The following is a 14783-nucleotide window of genomic DNA, read 5'->3' on the forward strand; positions in this document are numbered from 1 at the left end:
GCATCCACTGCGTCAGCGAGGATAAAAAACAGGTTGCCTTTCTCTTTGCGGTAATCGGAAAAGGCACCGACTGGCTCTCTCGCGCCAAACCGGGCGACAGACTAGACGTGCTCGGCCCACTGGGTAACGGCTTCACCCTTATGCCCTCGTCGCGCGAGATACTGCTGACGGCGGGCGGTATAGGCCTGGCCCCGCTCATCTTTCTGGCTGAACGGGCCACTCAAAAAGGCGTGCGCGTTAACCTGGCTTACGGCACGGCGAATGACCAACGCTACAGCAAGGAACTGCTGCCCAAAGGCATCAGGCTGGTGGAATTCACTGACGACGGCAGCTGCGGGAGGCACGGCCTGGTAACGGAATGCGTGCCCGATTTCCTCGATTCGGTGGACCAGATATTCGTGTGCGGGCCGCTGCTCATGTACCGGGCGCTGGTCAAGCAGCAGAACCTCAAAGGCAAGAATGTCCAGGTATCCCTGGAGACGCGCATGGCCTGCGGGCTGGGCGTGTGTTACGGCTGTACAGTCAAGACATGTTCCGGTCTCAAGCAGGTTTGCCACGACGGCCCGGTGTTCAACCTGGATGAGGTGGTGTGGGAGGAGATGGCGGGGATTTAAACCGCCAAGTACGTAGCGGCGACCGGCCGGTCGCCACCACGAGGGCAATGATGATAAAAACCGAAACCCTTGAACTTCAGTCCAAAGGCCACGGCGACATTCTTGACCTCACCGCGCGAGTGGCAGAAATCGTCACGCAATCCAAGCTCAAGGATGGAATTGTTACAGTCTTCGTTATCGGCTCCACGGCAGCTATTACCACTATCGAGTTCGAGCCCAACCTGGTCGCCGATTTCAACGAGATGTGGCAGAAGCTCGCGCCGGAAGGCGTGCCATACCACCACGACAACACCTGGGGGGATGCCAACGGCTACGCCCACGTGCGGGCTTCACTGCTTGGAGCTTCGCTGGTCATCCCGTTCAATGGCGGCAAACTGGTTCTGGGGACATGGCAGCAGGTGGTGCTGGTGGATTTCGACGAAAGGCCGCGCAGGCGTAAGATCGTTGTGCAAGTTATGGGAAAATAATCCTCTCACCCTGAGTTCGCCGCAGGCAGACGAAGGGTCTGGCAGGAATGTAACCCAATGTTTTGGGTATTTGCGTGCCAGATTCTTCGCTTTGCTCAGAATGATAGATCAGGATTATTTCCCCTGTATGAGCGAGAAGAACTCTGCTCTGGCGGCGGCGCGCTTGCGGAAAACCCCTCGCAGAGCTGATGTAATGACACTGCTGCCCGGTTTCTTGATGCCGCGCATGACCATGCACAGGTGTTCCGCCTGAATCACCACGGCCACGCCGTCAGGCTTGAGACCGTCATTGATGGCGTCGGCAATCTGGGTGGCCAGGCGCTCCTGTATCTGCGGGCGGCGCGACAGGCATTCTACTACCCGAGCCAGCTTGCTGATACCCACCACCCGGCCTTCGGTGTTGGGGATATACCCGATGTGCACCACACCGTAGAATGGCAGCAGGTGGTGCTCGCACATGGAATAGAAAGGTATGTCTTTGAGGATAATCAGCTCGCGGTGACCCAGCTCGTAACCGACCTTGAGTTCCTCTCTGGGGTCCTGGCACATGCCGGAGAAAAGCTCTCCGTACATCTCGGCTACGCGGCGCGGAGTGTCGGTTAACCCCTCGCGTTTGGGGTCTTCACCGATGGCTTCGATGATTTTCTCCACTGCCTGACGGACGGCTTTTTCATCTATCACGTGCTCTCTCCTTGACGGCTATTTGGCGCTGAGCCGTTCGACGCAGAATTCACGCTCCAGCGTACGGATGGTGCCACTCTCTGTACTCACGTAGTGCTCATTGCCGATATAGAGGGTCGGGCTGACTTTTGTCAGGTCGAGGCTGCCGTCTTCCATGAATACTTCCTTGAGCCAGTGCACTGCCACGATTTCGCCAATGAGCAGGCGGTGGTCGCCGTAGACGCGGTCGTCGATGACCTTGCATTCGTAGGCGGCGTACGACGTGCGCAGTACAGGGACACCCGTCTTGAGAGGCTTGTCCGTGCCGATATGGAAAGCCTTGAATTTATCCAGCTCGGCGCCGTGAGTGCCCCCGGCGGCGGCCACTATTTCAGCCTGGTCGGCCGGCATGAAATTGACGCCGAACTCATGGCTGGCGGCTATCAGGCTGTAGGTGAAGCGCTTGGTGGCGATAGCCACAGTATAAAGGGGCGGGTTGTAAGATATTGGCGTATGCCAGGCGACGGTCATGGCGTTGGCCTGGCTGCCGGCCCGTGCGGTGATAATGGCCGCTACCCTGGGATAATGCTGGGCGAAGATGCCCACGCCTTCGGTATTTGCTTTGTTCATGTTGACGCTCCTGGATGAGTTTTAAACTTCTTATAACTCTCCTCTCCCCCAAGGGGAGAGGAGATATTTGTTTTCTTTCCGGTAAGGGAGAGAAGATTTTCTAGCCCCAGCCCAGCGCCTTCTCAACAACTGCCAGGTCGGCGGGCAGCTTTATGATGTTGGGAGCGTTCTTGACGGCTGTGTCCGGGTCTTTCAGCCCGTTGCCGGTGACGATGCAAACAATTTTGCTCTTTGAGAAATCCCACCCCTGCTTGCTGAGTTTTAATAGCCCGGCCAGCGGAGCGGCCGAGGCAGGTTCGCCGAAAAGCCCGCCTTTCTCCGCCAGCAGGTGGTAGGCCGCCAGTATCTCTTCATCCGTCACCATGTCTATCAAGCCGCCCGATTCATCCCTGGCGGCGGTGGCTTTCTGCCAGCTGGCCGGGTTGCCGATGCGGATGGCGGTGGCGATGGTCTCCGGCTTTTCGACCGGGTGCCCCAGCACGATAGGCGCGGCCCCGGCAGCCTGGAAGCCCATCATCTTCGGTCTCCTGGTTGATTTGCCGAGCTTATGGTACTCAACAAAACCCTTCCAGTAAGCGGTTATGTTGCCGGCATTCCCTACCGGAATGAAGAGGTAATCCGGGGCGTCGTTTAGCGTCTCGATAATCTCGAAGGCACCCGTTTTCTGTCCCTCGATGCGGTAAGGATTGATGGAATTGACCAGCGTCACCGGGTGCTTCTGCGTAAGCTCGCGCGCCATATTGAGCGCCTGGTCGAAGTTGCCCTCGATGGAAACTATTTTAGCCCCATGCATGATGGCTTGCGCCAGCTTCCCCAGTGCGATCTTGCCCTCGGGTATGATGATGATGGTTTCCAGACCTTGCCTCGCGGCGTAGGCCGCCGCGGAGGCGCTAGTATTGCCGGTGGAGGCGCACATGACGGCCTTGCTGCCTTCTTCCACGGCCTTGGCGATGGCCATTATCATGCCGCGGTCCTTGAAGGAGCCGGTGGGGTTGCACCCTTCCAGCTTAAAGTAAAGTTCGCCACAGCCGACAATTTTCTCCAGCGCGGGAGCGCGCACCAGCGGCGTATCACCCTCGCCCAGCGAGAACATGGGTGTTTTATCCGTTATGGGAAGAAAATCCCTATACTTGAACAGCAGCCCGTTTTTAGACATCTAGGCCTCTACGCGCACAAAATTGTGGACTTCTTTAACCACAGGCAGCTTTTTGAACTCGGCAAAGGCCGCCTGCATGGCCTCTTCGCGCGCCGGGTGTGTCATGATGACTATCTCAGCCGTCTGGTCTGGTTCGGTTTCCTTCTGGATGACCGAAGCGATGCTTATCTGGTGGCTACCCAGCGCAAAGGCTATTTGCGCCAGCACGCCTGGCTGGTCGGTGACGCCCATGCGGATATAATACCTTGTGACAATCTGCGACATGGGCTTGAGGCGCTTGTTTTCACCGGGCTGCCATGTAGAGCCCGATTGGCCGGATGCCACGTGCCGGGCGGCTGCCACCACGTCGGCAACAACCGCGCTGGAGGTCGGCAGGGCTCCCGCCCCCTTCCCCAGAAAGGTTACCTGCCCCGTAAGGTCGCCATCCACCTGCACGGCGTTGTAAACGCCGTCAACTTTGGCCAGGAAACAGTCGGCCGGTATAAACACCGGGTGCACGCGCACCTCTATCTCGGAATCGGATTGCTTGGCGATAGCCAGCAGCTTGATGGCAAAACCCAGTTCGCGGGCGTAGCGGAAATCGCGTCGCGAAAGGCGCGAGATGCCCTCGTGGAAAACCTGGTCGGGGCGGACGCGGCTGCGGAAAGCCAGCGTGGCCAGTATGGCTATCTTGTAAGCGGCATCGATGCCCTCGAGGTCGTTCCTGGGATTGGTCTCGGCATAGCCCAGCTTTTGCGCTTGCCCGAGCGCTGTGGCGAACTCGGTGCCCTCGCGGGCCATGGTGCTTAAAATAAAGTTGGTGGTGCCGTTGATGATGGCGTAAATACCGTTGATGCGGTTGGCGATGAGGTCGCGCTGGAATGGGGCGATAAGCGGTATGCCGCCGCCTACCGAGGCCTCGTAACGCAGGCTAACTCTGTTCTGAGCCGCCAGCGCCAGAAGCTCGGCCCCGTGTTTGGCGATGACCTCCTTGTTGGCGGTCACCACGTGCTTGCCGCTCTTTAATGCTCGTTTCTGGTACTCGAAAGCCGGGTGTTCGCCGCCGATGACCTCGACGATGATGTCCAAACCAGGCGTGTTGAAAAATTCCTCCTCGTCGATGGTGAAGAGCGAGCGTTCCATCGCCTGAGCCTGCGGCCTGGTGAGGTCGCTCTCGATAACCTTAATCTTGCGCAGAATCAGCGGGAAACCGGCATGCTCCGCCAGCATACCCGACCTCTCCGTGAGCACCCGGGCGACCTGCCCGCCGATAACTCCCAGCCCCATGAGTCCTATGCCGATTGTCTTGTTTTCCATATTTCACCTTATGATGAAGCCTGGATGGTGGCGAAGGTCTTTTTGGCTTCATCCAGGTAGTTGGTTATTTTGTTATTGACTGTGTCATCCTGTAAAGCGGTGAGCCAGGTGTTAAAGGCCTGGTTGATCAGGTTGGTCTTGTCGTCGGCTGAAACATCCTTGACGGCGCTGTCCAGCACCTTGAAGAGCCAGTAGCCGCCCTTAGTGCTCTGATTGGTGTCCTTGATGGGGGCGCTGACGGCGCCGATGGCGGTGGCCGTATCAAAGACATAGCTTTTGTAAGCGGCAGTGGAATCCGAGGTTATCCAGCTCAGGTCGTCCTTGGAAGTATCCGACCAATTCTGAGAATATTGCTGCGCCAGTGTGGTGAAATCCTCCCCGCCATCGAGGCGGGTCTTGATGGCCTGCGCTTCCTCCAGACTTGAAAGCAGCATGCCGAATACATGCACCTGGCTGTTATCATCTTTTTTCTCGGTGACCTTGACCAGCCAGTACCCCACCTGTTTGGTTTTCTCCGCATCCTGGAACTGACCCCAGTCGCCTACTTGCGTCGTGAAGATAAGATCATCAAATCCTTTGGTGCCCAGGAGGTAATCGAAAACACCTTTGGCATGCGAATCCAATATGCCCTTATCACCCTGGGTGGTGCTGTCCAGCGAGATGCTTCCCGCTAGCTCGCCGAAATCTGCACCGGCATCTATCTGGGCTTTGATGTCGTTAAGCTGGCTCTGGCTTTCGAGAAACATGGCCAGCACATCGCGTTGTTCGGCGGAGGCGGGAATCTGTGGACCGAAGTAGTCGCTAGTAAGTTTTTTGCTTAACAACTGGCCTCGCACCAGGTCTCTGACCGCCTGATTATTAGCCAGAGCATTATCTTTTATGTATTGATTAATTTCGTCATCGGTTACGGTGATGCCAAGCTTGATGCTTTCTTCTTTCATGAGTTCGACTTGTTCGATAGTCTGTTCCACGTAATCCAATATGTAGGAAATATAGGAAGTTTGCCCGCCGGAGACATACCTGAGGGCATCTACGTAATAGGCCATGCTGAACTTATGCCCGTTGACCTCTATCACGGTCTCGCGCATGGGCTTGTCGATGGGGACGTACTGCTTGAAATACCAGCCAGAAAGGATTATTGCTATCACCGCCACGATGGTAACAAATCCGCTGATGCCGATGATGCGCTGCCTGCGAGCCTGTTTTTGCCAGTGGGTCAGCTGCCGACTGGTGGGCGGATGCACCGCCTGGGGTTCATTCTTTTTCGCCAAGGTTTACCTGCCTTCCATATTATTAAGAGCAGAAAGCTGCGTTGATTGAATATTCTGTAACTGAGCTATTATAGATTTAATTCGGATTACGTGCAATCACGGGCGATAAAAAGCGAAAAGCATTTGCTGACTACTAATAACGCAAGCAGGTGCATCTCAGGTTTGCTTTTCAGCCTTAGAGACAGTCCGTTTCGGCAACACGCCGAGCCGGCAAGCTCAAATCCTCTGAACAGCTTTAAATAAATCTACAAAATTTGGTATCATGTAGTGGCTTATTGTTTTGTTTCGAGTTGATTATTAATGAAAGCCGTTATTCTGGCGGGTGGCCTGGGTACCAGACTCCGGCCGCTCACATACAATACCCCCAAATCTCTGGTGCCGGTGCTGAACAGGCCGTTCCTGGAGCATGTCCTGCTATGGTTGAAGAAACATGGTGTCGATGAGGCTATACTGGCTTTAAGCCATCTGGCCCCTCCTGTCGAGGATTGCTTTGGAGACGGCAGCCGGCTGGGGATAAAAATCAGCTATGTTCTGGAAAAATCGGCTCTGGGAACAGCCGGGGCGGTAAAAAACGCGGCGGAACTGGTTGTAGGCAGCTTCTTCGTGCTTAACGGTGACATATTTTCCGACCTGGACTTCAGCGCCATGCTGGCTTTCCATCGTCAGAACCAGGCCAGGGCTACCATCGCGCTTACTCCGGTGGACAACCCCACGCACTACGGCCTTATCGAGACGGACAGCCGGAGCAGAGTGACGCGCTTCCTGGAAAAGCCGCGTCCCGAAGAGGTGACCACCAACATGATAAACGCCGGCACCTATGTGCTGGAACCCGGCGTGTTGGATATGATACCCCCCTCGCAGGAATACAGTTTCGAGCGGCAGCTTTTTCCGTCCATGCTGGCGGGCGGGGACGCAGTTTACGCTTTCCCGTCTTCGGGTTACTGGATAGATATCGGCAACCCTGAAAAATACAGACAGCTTAATTTCGATTTGCTGTCCGGCAAAGGCGGCCAATATGGCTTTAACCACGGCCATGAAATTATTACCGGCCGCGGCTGCCGCATACACCCGACAGCCATTCTCAAAGGTCCCCTGCTGGTGGGCGATAACTGCTCTATCGGGAAAGAGGCGGTAATCATAGGTCCGACAGTCATCGGAAGCGGGTGCCTGATTGAGGATGCGGCGACGATTTCAGCTTCCGTTATCTGGCAAAACGTGACCATCGGAAATGGTTCTCGCTTTATGTCGAGCATCGCCGCCAATGGGTGCCACCTGCAGGCGGGCAGCGAAGCCATTCGGGCTGTACTGGGAGACAACGTCACTATATCTCGTGGGTATAAGCTGGAGCCCGGCGCGCGAGTCGAACCGGGCAAGACTATCGGGTAGACCAGAGGAAACCAGACTCGACTTCTCTCTTACGGAAGAAGCACAGCAGACCACGAAAATCTCAATACAACCGCCGGTTGCGACATCGCAAAAACCGTCAGTCTTAAGCCAATCATAGAGAGAGACTTCATCCCTCCCTCTTTATTTGAGCGTCAAAACGAGCCTGTGATACAATTAGCGCGAGGAAAGTATTATGTTAGACCGTCTGGCCCAACTTGAAAAACGCTTTAACGACATAGAACTGGAAATGGCCAGCCCGGATGTCGTTTCGAACGTAAAACGCCTGCAGGAACTGGCGCAGGAACGCGCCGGCATCGAGGACGTTGTGAATCTCTACCGGCAATACAAATCCACCGAAAAGCAAATGGAGGAAGCGCGCTCCATGCTCGATACTGAAACCGACGAAGATATGCGGACGCTGGCCAAGCAAGAGCTGATGACACTCCAGGTGACGCTGGAAGGGTTGCTGGCCTCGCTTAAGTCGGCACTGCTTCCCCGCGATACCAACGACGAGCGCGACGTCATCGTGGAAATACGCGCCGGCGCCGGCGGTGACGAGGCCGGTCTTTTCGCCGCCGACCTCTTCCGCATGTACAGCCGCTACGCCCTCAACCGCGGCTGGAACGTCGAGGTCATCGACCGCAGCGAATCGGCCATCGGCAGCATCAAGGAAATCATATTCGAGGTCAAGGGCAAAGGCGCCTTCTCGCGCTTCAAATACGAGCGCGGCGTGCACCGCGTCCAGCGCGTCCCCAGCACGGAGGCCGGCGGGCGCATCCACACCTCCACGGCCACGGTGGCGGTGCTCCCCGAAGCCAAGGACGTTGAAATTGACGTGAGTCCGAGCGACCTGCGCATTGACATCTTCCACTCGGGCGGGGCCGGCGGGCAGAACGTCAACAAGGTTTCCACGGCGGTGCGCCTGACTCATCTCCCCACCGGGCTGGTGGTGGTATGCCAGGACGAGCGCTCGCAGTTGCGCAACCGCCAGAAGGCTATGGCCGTGCTTAAAACCAGACTGCTCGACGCTGAGCGAATGAAACAGGAAGGCGAGATAAGCGCCGAGCGCCGCGGTCAGGTGGGCACGGGCGATCGAGCCGAAAAGATACGCACCTATAACTTTCCGCAGGACCGCGTTACCGACCACCGCATCGGTATCACCATGCACAATCTGCCGAAACTCATGGAGGGCGGCCTGGACGACCTGATAGACGCCGTGGCTGCCAGCGAGCAGGCCAAGGCGCTCGAATCCGATCTGGTATGAAAATTGGTGAGTCGCTCGGCCTTATCCGCGAGCGCTTTTCGTCTGCCGGGATAGAAGAAGCGCCGCTTGAAGCGGAACTGCTCATGCGCCACGTGCTGAAGTTGGATGCAGTTGCATTCTTAAATAACCTCGGAAGAGAGCTACCTTCCGAACAAGAACGGCTGATTGACTCCCTCGCCGCGTGCCGGCTCTCAGGCAAGCCGCTGGCGTACATCACGGGCAAACGCGAGTTTTACGGATTGGAGTTTGTCATAAATCCATCCGTGCTCATCCCCAGGCCGGAGACGGAGCACTTGGTTGAGAAAACGCTCGAAATCGCATCCCGTATGCGCTCCCCTGCCATCGCCGACATCGGCACGGGCAGCGGGGCAATCGCCATCAGCCTGGCGTTGAATCTGCCTCAGGCTTGGATTTACGCCACGGACATCTCGCCCGAAGCATTGGAGCTAGCGCGTCTCAACGCCCGACAGCACAAGGTAGAATCTCGCATCACCTTTCTCCTGGGCGATTTGACCGCGCCTTTGCCTGAGCCTGTGGATATGCTGATTGCCAACCTGCCTTATGTAAAGTCTTTAGATTGCGCAACAAGCCCGGAGCCGCACCTGGCGCTGGACGGCGGAGTGGAAGGGCTGGATGTTATCGAGAGGCTTTGCGGCTCGCTACATGGCAAGCTGAAGGCCGGGGGGTGGGTGTTGCTGGAAATCGGCCAGGGGCAGGAAGAAAGGGTTAAACGGCTGTTAAGCGCGGCCTTGCCCTTTGCGCAAATCGGGACGATTAAAGACCTGGCAGGGATAGAGCGGGTGGTGTGGGGAAGAATAGATGATATAATTATTTGAAATGAGTAATGATGGTACGCGATTTTCCTTAGGCCAACGTGTTCGAATAAATGAAGAAGACGGTGACGCATTACATGTTGGCAAAATAGGTACAATTAAAAGAATTGAAACTCCTGAAAATACCGATACAATTTGTGATGTAAAAATTGACCGTTCAGGCGAATTAATATCATTTCCTCATCGATTCTTGAAACCAATATCACCAATTCCCTCTAGTCTTTTTGCGAGTAACCTTTCATTACCGTGGGACCCTGATCCCACCGCGATACACAAAGCATTTGTAGGCAATAATTGGCTCGCTGGACATATTCTTGAGACTTTGCTCTTCTATGATCACATTATGGTGCCAACCGTTGACTATTCCATAATTGTTCCTTTAGTTCATTGGTTGGGTGTTCCTGTCTTTACCGAATTATTGAGATCCCAAGCAATTAGTTTTGTACATACATCGGGATTTCTCGCATATTCTGGAAATGGTGTTGGATTGTTATTGGCTCAGCTACAACCAAGTGAAGACAAAATGGACAAAGAACTTTGGTGGACGAAGGTTCATAGATGTGCACCCAAAGAAGCCGCCACTTTGCAACTCCAGAATCGGCTTGTAGGTTTAAATGAACAGCAAATTGATATTATTAGTAAATTAACTGAACTTTGTACTGTTGATACAGAGATGCCACAATTCCAAGAGAAGGTTGCTAATGAGACTTACAGGGATATTCAAGGAAGCGGAGTACTTACTGATTATTTTTTCTATAGAAATCCGTCCATGAAGACTGTGTCGTTAAATAGTTTGCCTGGAATCGAACCCAATCAAGTTAGAGTATTTTCCTTTGTGCCTTTGCCTGCAGTGGCTGGTGATGAAATTGACTCAACTCTTCGCCTAGGAATGCTAAATTTAGAAGCCTACTTGGCTGAAGAGGGGGGTGCGAGAGACATGGTCACTGACCGGAGTTTCGCCAAGCTTCTAGATTCGAAGATTCAACGGTATACGGGTGGTAAAGTCGCGAAGGAGTCTTTTTCTAAATTACTAGCTGTTAATGAAGTTCCTGATATAGCCTCGGCTGTTATGAGCGGTGAAATAAATCAAGCCAAAGTATGGGAGTTTAGGAATACAAGGATAGCAAATGAATTTCGTAAGTGGTTTGAAGAAATAGGTCCCGCAAGCCCCGATATATTGACGACAGAATACATTAAGGCACTCGCATCTGGGGGGTTTTTATCTAGTAGGAAAGGAAAAATTCTTCGTTTTATTGTCATGCAAGCCGTAGGTGCAAGCTTTGTGCCGTTAACACAAGGGTTTTCATTAATTGCGTCCTTGGGATTAAGTGCTGTAGATAGTTTTGTTCTTGAAAACATCCGTATGGGGTTCAACCCAAGGTACTTTGTGGATGATCTACGTAGTTTGTTCCCAAAATAATGAATAAAAGGGGCGGGTTTCAAACCCGCCCTACAATGTTCCGGCTCACTAACTTGGCCCTATTTTAAGGCTTCCTGTTCTTTTTCGGCCTGGCGGTCGGCGATGATTTTCTGGGTGATGTGCGCCGGCACCTCTTTGTACTGTTTGAACTCCATGGTATACGTGCCGCGCCCCTGCGTGATGGATTTAAGGTCGGTAGCGTAGCGCAGCACCTCGGCCATGGGCGCTTCGGCATCGATGACGTTGATGCCGCCCTCGGGGTTCATGCCCATGACGTGCGCGCGCTTGGTGTTGAGGTCGCTCAGGATATCGCCGGTAAAGTCGTTCGGTACGGTTATCTTCATGCTGACCATAGGTTCGAGAAGGATGGGCTTGGCGTCCTGCATACCCTGTTTGAGCGCTCCCGCGCCGGCTATTTTGAAACACATTTCGGAGGAATCCACCGGGTGGAAGCTGCCGTCGACGATGATGGCCTTGAGACCCACCACAGGGAAGCCCGCCAGAGATCCCTCTTTCGAGGCTTCGAGAACGCCCTTTTCCACCGCGGGTATATAGTTCTTGGGCACAGCCCCGCCGACGACCTTATTTTCGAATACGTTGGCGCTGCCGCGAGGCAGCGGCTCAAGCTCCAGCACTACGTGGCCGAACTGGCCATGGCCGCCGCTCTGTTTCTTGTGCCTGAATTCGGAGCGCGCTGCCTGGGTAATGCTCTCGCGGTAAGGTACCTTGGGCGGGGTGAGCTCGACGCCCACACCGAACTTGCGCTGCATCTTTTCTCCGGCAACAGCCAATTGGGTATCGCCCATGCCGGAAAGGATGGTCTCAGCCGTATCGTGGTCGCGGCGTATGTGCAGCGTCAGGTCTTCTTCCGCCAGCCGCGCCAGAGCCGAACCCATCTTGTCCAGGTCGGCTTTGGTCTTCGGGTGTACCGCCACGCTGTAAATGGGTTTGGGGAAGGTCAGGGGAGCCAGCTTGGCTGGCTTGGCCTGCGTGCCGAGGGTATCCCCGGTGAGCGTAATATTGAGCTTGGCGACGCCGCCGATGTCTCCGGCTTCCACTTTGGCCATCGATTCCTGTGTTTTGCCGCGCACCATGAAGAGCTGCCCGATGCGTTCGTCGGCATTCTGGTTGACGTTCCATATGTGCGAGTTGCTCTCGATAGTGCCGGAGTAAACGCGGAAATAGGTCAGCTTGCCTACATAGGGGTCGGCTGTCGTCTTGAATACCAGCGCCGCTGGCATGCCGGTGACGTCAGGCTGCAAATCCTTTACGGAAGAGTCCTCTGCCACGGCTATCTTGCGCTGTAAAGGAGAAGGCAGATAGCGCTCGATAGCGTCCAGAAGCTGCGTGACGCCGATGCCCTGTAAACCGGAGCCCGTCAGGATGGGAACAATCTTACCGGCGGAGACTGCCTGTTGCAAACCCTTGATAATCTCTGCGGCGCTGAGTTCTTCACCGCCAAGGTACTTTTCCATGAGGGCGTCGTCGGTCTCGGCCACCGCCTCTATCATTTTGCTCTGCAGGGCTTTGGCCTGCTCCACCAGTTCTGCCGGCACGGCTGCTTCCTGGGGGGGATTGCCGGCATAGGCTTTCATAGAGATGAGGTCGATAATCCCCTTAAAACCGGTATGCGCCCCGATGGGCATCTGCAGCGGGATGCATTTTGAGCCGAAGCGCGACTGGGACTGCTCGACGGTCTTGTTGAAATTGGCGTTCTCGCGGTCCATTTTGTTAATAAATATGATTTGGGACTGTCCGGCTTCCTGGCTGTAGTTCCAGGCGAGCTCTGTGCCGACTTCCAGCCCCGAGGCAGCCGAGGCAAGTATGAGCGCACCTTCGCTGACCCTGATGGCCGCTTTGACCTCGCCTACGAAGTCAAGGTATCCGGGGGTATCGAGGAGATTGACCTTTGATTCGTGCCATTCGAAGGGCAGCAGCGAGAGATTGATGCTGATGCGGTGCTTGATTTCGTCGGGGTCGTAGTCGGAGGTGGTGTTGCCGGCTTCGATTTTCCCCAGGCGGTTGATAGTCCCGGCGGCAAACAGGAGCGCTTCCGACAGCGTCGTCTTGCCTGCGCCGCTATGGGAAAGCAGCACCACATTGCGGATGTGGTCGGGAGAGTACTGTTTCATCTAACACCCTCTCTTAGCTATTATTTTAGCCTTTGATATTATAGTCTAAACAGGCATATTCGCCTGGATAGCCACCCGTTACCTCGTTTACTGTCCGGTGTCCGCTGCCTGCCGGTGGATGCTGTTTTAGCGCATGATGACCACGCGACAGATTGCGGTTGAGAGAATATAACGGCTGCTCGTGCGGCGGTTATACCCTGCTATTTAAGAAAAAACCACAGCACGATGAGCAAGACAACCACGAAAGCGGTGAATAGACCTATACGCCTGAGCTCATAAGGCAGTTCGGCAAATCTGACCGCCACGGCTTCCTGTGCTGTGGCCGTTTTTACGGGGACGGTCTTTAGCGGGACTGCTGCTACCGTCGATTGCGCTGCTGCGGCCACTTGAGCGGCCGGTTTAACTGCTACAGCCGGTTTATGGCTTTTAAGTCTTTTGCTCTTATGGATATTCCTGCGGGACATTGAAAATCCTTTCCTTTACGTATTATGCTGCGCCGGTTATCTAGCTCTCGGGTGAGCCTTGTCGTAGGCCTGGCGCACATGGTCTGATGTCAAATGCGTGTATATCTGGGTGGTCGAGATGTTGGCGTGTCCCAGGAGCTCCTGCACCGAGCGCAGGTCGGCCCCGCCGTTGAGCATGTGCGTGGCGAAGCTGTGGCGCAGGGTATGCGGCTTGACCTGTTTTTCCAGGCCGATATTTTTGGCATAGCCTTTGAGTATCTGCCAGAGTCCCTGGCGCGTCAGGCGCTCGCCGCGCTGGTTGACGAAAAGGGCTTTCTCTTCGCTGTTATGCACGAAATGCGGACGTACTTCCTTCGTGTAAACCTCTACCGACTGGGCTGCCTGAGGGTAAACCGGCACCATGCGTTCCTTTTTGCCCTTGCCGAAAGGCCGCACGAAGCCGTTCTTGGTATCGATATCGCCCAGATTGAGCCCTACCAGTTCGCTGACGCGCATGCCGCTGGCATACAAAAGCTCCAGCATGGCGCGGTCGCGCTTCGCTTCCGGGGCGGTGCTCCTGGCAGGCTGGTCGATGAGTTGTCTCACCTGGCTGACCGTCAGCGTGTCGGGTAAAGCCTTACCCACCTTGGGTGAGCTGATATTCTCCATGGGGTCGGCCTTGATTTTGCCCTCGGCGGTAAGAAAGCCGAAGAAGCTCTTGGCGGCGGCCACCTTGCGCGCCACCGTGGTCACGGCATAGCCGCGCTCTTTAAGGTTGAGCAGGTAGCTCAGCATCTCGGGGCGGTCGAAAGCATTCCAGGCTGGTTTTTTAAGGCCCTTTTTAGAGGCGGAATCCTCGGCGAAGGTAGCCAGCTGGTTGAGGTCGTTGGCGTAGGCCGAGGTGGTATTAGTGGAAAAACCCTTCTCCACGCGGAGATAGTTCAAAAAGCTGTCGATATCCTGTCTCACACGTCACCTCTCTGTGAATTGCATCTATTTTAACATAACGCATGGATAATGCAAGCGGCGTTTTCAGCCTCCTGCTCTGGAATCGGCAGCGGATTAAAAGAAAAAAGTGACAATCCGTCATAAAAACGTCAGATGTAAATATATTTGACGCCATTAAGCATTTGGGCGATACTGAAATAGTCAAACGGAGGATAAAATAGCTGGCAAAGATTACGAAATAAAGTCAGTTGAGGTGGGTAATT

General features: G+C 54.9%; 14 protein-coding genes. 6 read left to right on the forward strand and 8 right to left on the reverse strand.

Annotation, left to right across the window (positions count from 1 at the left end):
- Together C4542_03580 and C4542_03585 are read left to right on the forward strand one after the other, a co-directional pair.
- Positions 1-614: dihydroorotate dehydrogenase electron transfer subunit (locus tag C4542_03580; protein RJO62477.1), on the forward strand; the 614-nt coding region annotated here is incomplete at its 5' end.
- A gap of 47 nt (positions 615-661) precedes the next feature.
- Positions 662-1081 (forward strand): YjbQ family protein, encoded by a 420-nt coding sequence (locus tag C4542_03585; GenBank protein ID RJO62478.1) that lies wholly within the window; start codon positions 662-664, stop codon positions 1079-1081.
- 114 nt (positions 1082-1195) lie between these two features.
- Here the strand turns inward: C4542_03585 and folE are convergent, their stop codons facing one another.
- The 5 genes from folE to C4542_03610 form a co-directional block, all read right to left on the reverse strand.
- Positions 1196-1762: a GTP cyclohydrolase I FolE gene (gene folE, locus C4542_03590; protein ID RJO62479.1), complete on the reverse strand. Its 567-nt coding sequence runs from the start codon at positions 1760-1762 to the stop codon at positions 1196-1198.
- A gap of 18 nt (positions 1763-1780) precedes the next feature.
- The gene (locus C4542_03595; protein ID RJO62480.1) at positions 1781-2371 is read right to left on the reverse strand and encodes a flavin reductase; all 591 of its coding nucleotides are present in this window, start codon (positions 2369-2371) and stop codon (positions 1781-1783) included.
- A 100-nt stretch (positions 2372-2471) separates the two neighbouring features.
- Positions 2472-3527, reverse strand: coding sequence for a threonine synthase (locus C4542_03600; protein RJO62481.1), 1056 nt, complete (start codon positions 3525-3527; stop codon positions 2472-2474).
- Positions 3528-4823 carry a homoserine dehydrogenase gene (locus tag C4542_03605; protein ID RJO62482.1) on the reverse strand — a complete coding sequence of 432 codons (1296 nt, stop codon included), beginning with the start codon at positions 4821-4823 and terminating at the stop codon, positions 3528-3530.
- A gap of 8 nt (positions 4824-4831) precedes the next feature.
- Positions 4832-6094, reverse strand: a complete 1263-nt coding sequence (locus C4542_03610) for a hypothetical protein (protein ID RJO62483.1) — start codon at positions 6092-6094, stop codon at positions 4832-4834.
- 300 nt (positions 6095-6394) lie between these two features.
- Between C4542_03610 and C4542_03615 the strand changes: the two genes are divergently transcribed.
- The 4 genes from C4542_03615 to C4542_03630 all read left to right on the forward strand — a co-directional run bounded on the left by C4542_03615 (position 6395) and on the right by C4542_03630 (position 10997).
- On the forward strand, positions 6395-7480 hold the full coding sequence (locus C4542_03615; GenBank protein ID RJO62484.1) for an NDP-sugar synthase: 1086 nt from the start codon (positions 6395-6397) through the stop codon (positions 7478-7480).
- A gap of 193 nt (positions 7481-7673) precedes the next feature.
- On the forward strand, positions 7674-8744 hold the full coding sequence (prfA, locus tag C4542_03620; protein ID RJO62485.1) for a peptide chain release factor 1: 1071 nt from the start codon (positions 7674-7676) through the stop codon (positions 8742-8744).
- On the forward strand, positions 8741-9580 hold the full coding sequence (prmC, locus tag C4542_03625) for a peptide chain release factor N(5)-glutamine methyltransferase (protein ID RJO62486.1): 840 nt from the start codon (positions 8741-8743) through the stop codon (positions 9578-9580). Before prfA ends, prmC begins: the two co-directional genes overlap by 4 nt.
- A 484-nt stretch (positions 9581-10064) precedes the next feature.
- Positions 10065-10997 carry a hypothetical protein gene (locus C4542_03630; GenBank protein ID RJO62487.1) on the forward strand — a complete coding sequence of 311 codons (933 nt, stop codon included), beginning with the start codon at positions 10065-10067 and terminating at the stop codon, positions 10995-10997.
- Between the two features lie 59 nt (positions 10998-11056).
- Here the strand turns inward: C4542_03630 and fusA are convergent, their stop codons facing one another.
- From fusA to xerD, 3 genes are all read right to left on the reverse strand, one after another.
- Positions 11057-13129, reverse strand: coding sequence for an elongation factor G (fusA, locus tag C4542_03635; GenBank protein ID RJO62488.1), 2073 nt, complete (start codon positions 13127-13129; stop codon positions 11057-11059).
- 200 nt (positions 13130-13329) lie between these two features.
- Entirely contained in the window at positions 13330-13593 is a 264-nt protein-coding gene (locus tag C4542_03640) for a hypothetical protein (GenBank protein ID RJO62489.1), read from the reverse strand.
- Positions 13594-13629: 36 nt separating this feature from the next.
- Positions 13630-14541 (reverse strand): site-specific tyrosine recombinase XerD, encoded by a 912-nt coding sequence (xerD, locus tag C4542_03645; GenBank protein RJO62490.1) that lies wholly within the window; start codon positions 14539-14541, stop codon positions 13630-13632.
- Between the last annotated feature and the right edge of the window lie 242 nt (positions 14542-14783).

It is taken from the genome of Dehalococcoidia bacterium, from assembly GCA_003597995.1.
Taxonomy (GTDB): domain Bacteria; phylum Chloroflexota; class Dehalococcoidia; order Dehalococcoidales; family UBA1222; genus SURF-27.

What these genes read in the sequence shown, in the direction of transcription:
- C4542_03640 (RJO62489.1), bottom strand. Translation starts at nt 13,593, where the DNA reads ATGTCCCGCAGGAATATCCATAAGAGCAAAAGACTTAAAAGCCATAAA.
- C4542_03605 (RJO62482.1), bottom strand. Translation starts at nt 4,823, where the DNA reads ATGGAAAACAAGACAATCGGCATAGGACTCATGGGGCTGGGAGTTATC.
- C4542_03585 (RJO62478.1), top strand. Translation starts at nt 662, where the DNA reads ATGATGATAAAAACCGAAACCCTTGAACTTCAGTCCAAAGGCCACGGC.
- C4542_03595 (RJO62480.1), bottom strand. Translation starts at nt 2,371, where the DNA reads ATGAACAAAGCAAATACCGAAGGCGTGGGCATCTTCGCCCAGCATTAT.
- prmC (RJO62486.1), top strand. Translation starts at nt 8,741, where the DNA reads ATGAAAATTGGTGAGTCGCTCGGCCTTATCCGCGAGCGCTTTTCGTCT.
- C4542_03615 (RJO62484.1), top strand. Translation starts at nt 6,395, where the DNA reads ATGAAAGCCGTTATTCTGGCGGGTGGCCTGGGTACCAGACTCCGGCCG.
- prfA (RJO62485.1), top strand. Translation starts at nt 7,674, where the DNA reads ATGTTAGACCGTCTGGCCCAACTTGAAAAACGCTTTAACGACATAGAA.
- C4542_03600 (RJO62481.1), bottom strand. Translation starts at nt 3,527, where the DNA reads ATGTCTAAAAACGGGCTGCTGTTCAAGTATAGGGATTTTCTTCCCATA.
- fusA (RJO62488.1), bottom strand. Translation starts at nt 13,129, where the DNA reads ATGAAACAGTACTCTCCCGACCACATCCGCAATGTGGTGCTGCTTTCC.